At 67.4% G+C, this 6,708-nt stretch carries 8 protein-coding genes; 5 read left to right on the forward strand and 3 right to left on the reverse strand.

Going from position 1 to position 6,708, the window contains the following annotated elements; all coding sequences use genetic code 11:
- Window positions 1-65: 65 nt before the first annotated feature.
- Entirely contained in the window at window positions 66-692 is a 627-nt protein-coding gene (locus ACWC5O_RS44730) for a GmrSD restriction endonuclease domain-containing protein (protein ID WP_450592441.1), read from the reverse strand.
- Between the two features lie 389 nt (window positions 693-1,081).
- Here ACWC5O_RS44730 and ACWC5O_RS44735 point away from each other — a divergent pair, with 389 nt between their 5' ends.
- Entirely contained in the window at window positions 1,082-1,603 is a 522-nt protein-coding gene (locus ACWC5O_RS44735; protein ID WP_450592442.1) for a hypothetical protein, read from the forward strand.
- A 149-nt stretch (window positions 1,604-1,752) separates the two neighbouring features.
- Here the strand turns inward: ACWC5O_RS44735 and ACWC5O_RS44740 are convergent, their stop codons facing one another.
- Complete coding sequence (locus ACWC5O_RS44740; RefSeq protein WP_450592444.1) at window positions 1,753-2,655, reverse strand: LysR family transcriptional regulator; 903 nt, start codon at window positions 2,653-2,655, stop codon at window positions 1,753-1,755.
- Between the two features lie 188 nt (window positions 2,656-2,843).
- Here ACWC5O_RS44740 and ACWC5O_RS44745 point away from each other — a divergent pair, with 188 nt between their 5' ends.
- Window positions 2,844-3,137 (forward strand): DUF1330 domain-containing protein, encoded by a 294-nt coding sequence (locus ACWC5O_RS44745; RefSeq protein WP_095878604.1) that lies wholly within the window; start codon window positions 2,844-2,846, stop codon window positions 3,135-3,137.
- Window positions 3,138-3,287: 150 nt separating this feature from the next.
- Here ACWC5O_RS44745 and ACWC5O_RS44750 read toward each other — a convergent pair whose 3' ends face one another.
- A complete protein-coding gene (locus ACWC5O_RS44750) occupies window positions 3,288-3,851 on the reverse strand; it encodes a hypothetical protein (protein WP_450592446.1) in 564 nt (187 codons plus the stop codon).
- Between the two features lie 358 nt (window positions 3,852-4,209).
- Between ACWC5O_RS44750 and ACWC5O_RS44755 the strand changes: the two genes are divergently transcribed.
- The 3 genes from ACWC5O_RS44755 (at window position 4,210) to ACWC5O_RS44765 (ending at window position 6,460) form a co-directional block, all read left to right on the forward strand.
- Window positions 4,210-4,662, forward strand: a complete 453-nt coding sequence (locus ACWC5O_RS44755; protein WP_450592448.1) for a hypothetical protein — start codon at window positions 4,210-4,212, stop codon at window positions 4,660-4,662.
- 174 nt (window positions 4,663-4,836) lie between these two features.
- Complete coding sequence (locus ACWC5O_RS44760; RefSeq protein WP_450592450.1) at window positions 4,837-5,991, forward strand: IS630 family transposase; 1,155 nt, start codon at window positions 4,837-4,839, stop codon at window positions 5,989-5,991.
- A gap of 10 nt (window positions 5,992-6,001) precedes the next feature.
- Window positions 6,002-6,460, forward strand: coding sequence for a GNAT family N-acetyltransferase (locus ACWC5O_RS44765; protein ID WP_450592451.1), 459 nt, complete (start codon window positions 6,002-6,004; stop codon window positions 6,458-6,460).
- Window positions 6,461-6,708: the final 248 nt, after the last annotated feature.

Here is a 6,708-nt window from a genome sequence, read left to right on the forward strand (position 1 = left end):
AACTCTTCCGGATAAGACTTGGGCACAGCGACATCCTTCCCACCCGCCCCACAGGGCAAGCCAGTTCAGATGTCACCCGATCGTGCATCAGACCCCTTCGGGCGGTCCTCGCCTATATCGGGATCGCACTGGTCCTCGGCGGGCTTGTTACAGGGCTCGTTAAGGCGGGGGTGGCGCTGCACGCCCGTGAACCGCAAGGGCGGTGGTGGTCGGGCGTAAAGATTGCTGAAAGGGCACCGATGGCGCTGCACCTCGCGGTCACGGCACTGAAGCTTGACCCTGTTCAGCAGGAGTTGGTCTTTGGGGTTGTTGAGGTCGTTGGCGAACTTGCGTCGCAGGGCGGTGTCCCACTCGTCGGCTCCGGAGCGCCAGGCGTTGGCGAGGGGGACCATGTGGTCGATGTCGACCTCGGTCGACGGCTTCGTGGCCACCTTTCCGTCGTAGGGGCTGACCCAGGTGCCGGAGACGGCGCGGCACTGGTCGTCCTGGACGACGTTCTGGCCATCCCGTTTGACGACGGCTTCGCGGGTGTCGCAGGCGCCGTACTGGGTGATCCAGTGCGGGAACTTCGCGCGTGAGTACCCAGCCATCGAGCGAGGGGCGGAGACGTTCAGCTCGTCGAGTTCTTTGCGGACGACGTCGGCGGGTGGAGGCTCGGGAAGGTCCCGGCGTTCCGCTGCGGTGCCGGCCACCTGATGGGTCGAGGGGCGCGGGGAAGGGAGTGGCGCTCCGGGACCGCGGTACAGCGGTGCGACCGCAGTCAGGTGGTTGAGGAACAACCGAAGGCCGGGCGGCAAGCCCCCGTGCCGTGAAAAGCGTGGCCGCTGCGCGCACTCCCAGCCCGACGCAACAGCAGCTCAGTCGTGCTGAGCAGGCTCCCGTCCGACCTGCGCAGCCACGGGTTCCTGGTGGGGCGGGTAGAGGAGCCCCCGGAACGGCCGAGGAGAGCCCGGGACGAAAGTCCGGGACGTCCCAGGGACGCCGGGACGCCCTGGGACGGGCGGGAAAGCGCCCCGCGGCGCATATGTTCAGCACCGCAAAGCCTGCTCACACCCTCCCGTACCCGGGCTAGGAGACAGTCATGATCAAGAAGCGATTCACCACGGCCCTGGCCGGCGCGGTTCTCGCGCTGGGCATCCTCACCACGACCGCGGGCCCTGCGGAGGCCGCCGGACCGCCCACCACCTACGGCAACATCTGCTACCAGGCCCACGTACAGAACCTGGGCTGGCTGAACTGGCAGTGCGACGGCCAGTGGGCCGGCACCAAAGGCAAGGGGCTCAACCTCGAAGCCCTCCGCGTGCACATCAACGGGTACTGGACGGGCTGCTTCCGCGCCCACCGCAGCAACTACGGCTGGGACGACCACCTGGAGTGCGCCAAGCACGGCACGGACATCCAGATCGGCACCACGGGCATGAACACACCCATCGAGGCCATCGAGTTCTACGCCCCGGCCAACTACAGGGCCTACAGCGTCGCGCACGTCCGCAACATCGGAGACCTGCCCGGCAACCACCCTGGTGACGACCCGAGCCACGTAATCTCGGGCACCGAGGGCCGCGGCCTGCCCATGGAGGCCGTCTGGTTCTCGGTCATGTAGGGCGGCACGCCCGGTACCTGAGCCGCTCACCGGGAGAAAGAAGGCCCAGTTCTCGTATGGCAACGGCCAAGTGGCGTCTGCGGGTTACTGGCCTGGTCAGCGCCGGGCCTCGCCACCGCAGGCGTCCGGCTCGCTTGACCTCCTGCGCGTCAGTCCGGCAGCCAGTGCAGCTCGTGCGCCAGGGTTTTGGCGACGGCACGGATGCGGCGGTGTAGTGGCGACTGCTCGCGTGGGAGGACCAGGTGGATCGTCAGGCTGGGCGCGCCCCGCAGCGGTCGCCAGGTGAGACCGGCCGGTTGTGCCGTGGCCGCGGCTTCTCCGGCCGGGGCGAGGGTGATCCCGTCGCGCAGGTCGCGCTGAGACATGTCGAAAGAGACTGCGGGCGTGTGGAATCGGGGGTGTGGTCGGGTGTCTCGGAACAGTGCGGACAGCTGATCGTGGATCACGGGGTTGGCCGCACGGTCCGGGAGTCGCAGCGGATACGCGGCCGCGTCGGCGATCTCGATCTCCGGGTGTTCGGACAGCGGATGGTGCTGCGCCAGCTGGACCCCGATGCGCGCACGCCGCAGCAGGAACCGGCGCACGCCACGGCCCGGTTGTTCACCGCGGGTGATCCCGGCATCGATGCGGCCGTCGGCGACCGCGGGGGAGATCTCCGGTGTCGCCATCGGGACCGCGCCGACCTCGAGTCCGCTGTTGCCGCGAATCAGCCTGTCCACCAGGGCCGGTGCCGTCTCGGCCCCGGCGCTGAGGCTGTATCCGATGCGCAGCGTGCCCAGTTCACCGGCCGCTGCGCTCCGGGCGGTGTCCCATGCCCGGTCCAGCGCCGCCAGCGCGGGCGGCGCGGACTCCGCCAAAGTCTCACCGGCCGTGGTCAATACGACGCTGCGCGTGTTGCGGACCAGCAGGGCCGTACCGAGTTCCGCCTCCAATCGGCGCATCCGGGCGCTGAGTGCGGGCTGTGCGATACCGATCCGTGCGGCCGCGCGAGTGAAGTTCAACTCCTGCGCCAGCACCAGGAAGTACCGCAGGCTCACCGTATCCGGCGCCACGTGCCCTCCCTGCCGATTGATAACGATCCGTTCTGAGCCTATCCCGTACCGGTCTTTCCCTCGACCGCATATCAAGCCCTAACCTGCGCATATGGCGATTCAACCGACCGCAGTACCCGTCGCCGGGATCGATCGATCTGAGTGTCAATTCGAAGTCGGACGTGTCCGGCCGAACACAGGAGGTTTCCATGGCTAAGGGCTACTGGGTCAGTGTCTACCCCGCCATTTCCGACCCTGAGAGGCTGACTGCCTATGGCATGCTGGCCGGTCCGGCTGTCCGGGCTGGGGGCGGGCGCACCCTGTCCCGTGGCGGTCGAGTCGTCGCCCACGAGGCCGGAATCACGCAACGCGTCGTTCTGATCGAGTTCGACAGCTTTGAACAAGCCGTCGCGGCATACGAGAGCGAGGCATACCAGAAGGCGCTGGTGGCCCTCCCCGACGGCGTCGAGCGCGACTTCCGCATCATCGAAGGCATCGACTGACCGGCGGGCTCAGCCATCGCTGAGCATCCGTGACCTGAAACGCACACGGTGCTGAACGACGACTCACGAGACGAGTTCGAAGCGATGCCCCGCGTCCCAGTTCGTCGTCGACGTCCTCGACGGCCTGATCCCTGTCGGCGGCTCGCCGCGCTACCCAACGTCGAGCAACTTGCCTGACTTGCCTGATACGGCGATCAAGCTCTGACCTGCCACAACGGCGATTTCGGTGCGGGGTTCGCGCTGCTGGCCGCCTACCTGCTGGTGCAGTCCACCTGGGTGCTGGTGGCCGGCTTCCGCCCGCACCGCTCCCCGCTGGGCATCGCCTGGACCGCCGTCACCGCGGCGGTGATGTTCGCGCTCGCCTTCGGCAAGGCCCGCACCGGCGCGGCCCTGGACAACCCGGTACTGAAGACCCAGGTCATGGAAGGCACGTGCCACGCCTGCGCGGAACGCCGCGTCGCGCATGTCGCAGGACTCCGGCAGCCGGAACAGCACCGTCTCCCGTACGCCCGGTGCCGCACGGTCCACAGGACCGTCCCCGAACGCGCGGGCGTCCCGGTAGCCCAGGACGGCAAGCATCCCGCCGGCCGCGCCCAGCAGCCCCCGGGCGAACGCGGGCAGGATCGAATCCAGATCATCACATGGAAGGTCGTAGTACGCGGCCTCCTCCGTGTAGGCCCCGAATGCGTCAACCGCGCTGCCTGTGTTGCTCATTGCCGCCCCTCACCCAGCCCCGCCCGACCTGCCCGAGCGGCCATCCGGGCAAGCAGTTTTCCACGCCTGGTCTCCCGGTCTTCCACAATGGGCGAGCACGGTCCACATACGAGGGACAGCGAGCGCCGTGGTTCAACGCCGAAAAGGGTGTCGGCTTCATCTCCCAGGAGGTGGACGTCGGGTGCGTGGCGCCAGTGCTGGTGATCCGGTCGAGCCAGACGTGGTGTTGAGGGCGAGTGCGAGTCTGGCTTGATCATGACAGACTCCCCGTCGGCCTGGTACTGGACCGGTCTTTTCACGCAGGGGTGGGGTATTGAGAGGGATCGAACGGTTCAGTGTCGCAGGGATGGTTGCAGTGATGCTGATCCTCGCAGGATGCGGAAGCAGCGCGACAACGGAGCGGCACCGCTCGCCAGGTTCCACGACGGCGCCGACACGGCCGGCAGAGAAGACTGCCGACGTGGTGCTGAGTGACCTTCGTTTCGCCTCCGTTGGGGTCGGAGAGGCCCGTGTGAGCGCTGCACGGAGCAAACGCGCGGCCAGCGACGGCATCCCGCCCTGCCTCGTCGCAGGCGTGATCCTGACTTCGAAAGTCCCTGGTGAGGCCGCTCTGCTCCGCTTCACCAGTCGTCTGCACCAGCGAGGGTGGAAGCTCGACGGCGCCGTCGACGCAGATTTCACCGCGCTCAAGTCCGGGGAATGGGATGCCTTCCTGGGGGCCGCACCGGTCCCTGCCAAGTTCAAGGACCAGGCAGGCACCAACAAGGGCGGGATCTCCGTGTCGGTGAGCGGGCGGTGCAAGAGGCGCTGAAAGTACCGCCCGCGAAGCGTCCGTAGGGAATCGCTCGCGGAGCAGGGTGCCCGCCTAGCGGGAGTCTAGGGGCCACTAGTGCTGTGACCGGGAACGTTCACCGGGTTCTGGTCCGCATTGAGGCTGGGGCCGATTGGATGGGGCCGGACATCCCATCCAGTGTGGGGAGACGTGGTGGCAGAGCCGGTCAAAGTTCGCCGACTGACGGATCAAGAGGGGCAGCGCCTGCAGCAGATCGTGCGGCGAGGCAGTACCAGTTCCGTGCGCTACCGGCGCGCGATGATGCTGCTGGCTTCGGCCGGCGGGAATCGGGTCCCGGTCATCGCCCAACTGGTTGCGGCTGATGAGGACACCGTCCGGGACGTCATCCACCGCTTCAACGAGATCGGCCTGGCCTGCCTGGACCCTCGGTGGGCGGGAGGCCGTCCCCGCCTGCTCAACACTGACGACGAGGACTTCGTCGTCGTGACGGCCACCACACGCCCGGTCAAACTCGGCCAGCCGTTCACCCGCTGGTCGATCCGCAAACTCTGCGCCTATCTGCGTAGGGTCCACGGCCGGGTGATCCGTATGGGCCGCGAGGCCCTGCGCTGCCTGCTGGCCCGACGCGGCATCACCTTCCAGCGCACCAAGACGTGGAAGGAGTCCGTCGACCCCGAGCGCGACACCAAACTGGACCGCATCGAGTACGTCCTGGAGCACTTACCCGATCGTGTTTTCGCGTTCGACGAGTTCGGGCCGCTCGGTATCCGCCCCACCGCAGGCTCCTGCTGGGCACAACAGAGTCGGCCCGACCGGATTCCGGCGACCTATCACCGCACTCATGGAGTGACCTACTTTCACGGCTGCTACTCGGTTGGCGACGACACGCTGTGGGGCGTGAACCGTCGCCACAAGGGCGCCGCTCAGTCCCTGGCCGCGCTGAAATCGATCCGTGCCGCCCGGCCTGACGGCGCCCCCATCTACGTGATCATGGACAACTTGTCCGCGCACAAGGGCATAAAGATCCGCACTTGGGCGAAGAAGCACCGGGTGGAGCTGTGTTTCACCCCTACCAATGCCTCCTGGGCCAACCCGATCGAGGCGCACTTCGGACCCCTGCGGCAGTTCACCCTGGCGAACTCCAACCATCCCAACCACACCGTGCAGACCCGGGCCCTGCACCGCTACCTGCGCTGGCGCAACATCAACGCCCGCCACCCCGACATCCTGGCCGCCCAGCGCAGGGAGCGCGCCCGTATCCGCAGCGAGAAGGGCATCCGGTGGGGCCGCCCCGCCACGCGAGCGGCGTCACCAATCCAGGTGCAACCCGTGAGCCCTGCCTCATAGCCTCGGCCCCATGACTGACCATGCCCTCGTCCCCGACGACTTCGTCGTCCCCGCGGACCTGATCACCCCGCAGTTCCATCTGGAGCCGCTGGGACCCCGGCACAACGCCGCCGACCACGCCGCCTGGACCAGCAGCATCGAGCACATCCGTGCGACCCCGGGCTTCCAGGACCGAGGATGGCCTCCTGCCAACGGGATGACCCTGCAGGCGAACCTCGCCGACCTGCAGCGTCACGCGGACGACTTCGCTCAGCGCCGCGGATTCACCTACACCGTCATCGAGACCGACAGTGGCGAGGTGATCGGTTGCGTCTATATCTATCCCTCCCGCAGCGACGACCACGACACCGACGTCCGCTCCTGGGTCCGTGCCGACAAAGCCGAGATGGACGCGCCCTTGCATGCGGCCATCACGACCTGGCTGTCCACGAGCTGGCCCCTCGGAACTCTCAACTATCAGCCCCGCTGACCATCATGTGGTCCCGCAGCGACCAGCCACACCGACCCCTGCGGGACACCTGGCCTCCGAATGGCCCGACCGCGGGAACGAATATCTTCCCGGTAAACCTTCCCGGTCACAGCACTAGGCAGTTTCGTTTGGATCATCTGCTCGTTGGTCTGAATGTGCCGTTGACTGACGCGCAGTGGGCGCGGATCGAGCCGTTGCTGCCGGACCGGACGCCGAGGCGTGGTGGCCGGTGGCGTGACCACCGTGAG

The organism is Streptomyces sp. NPDC001450 (genome assembly GCF_053597295.1).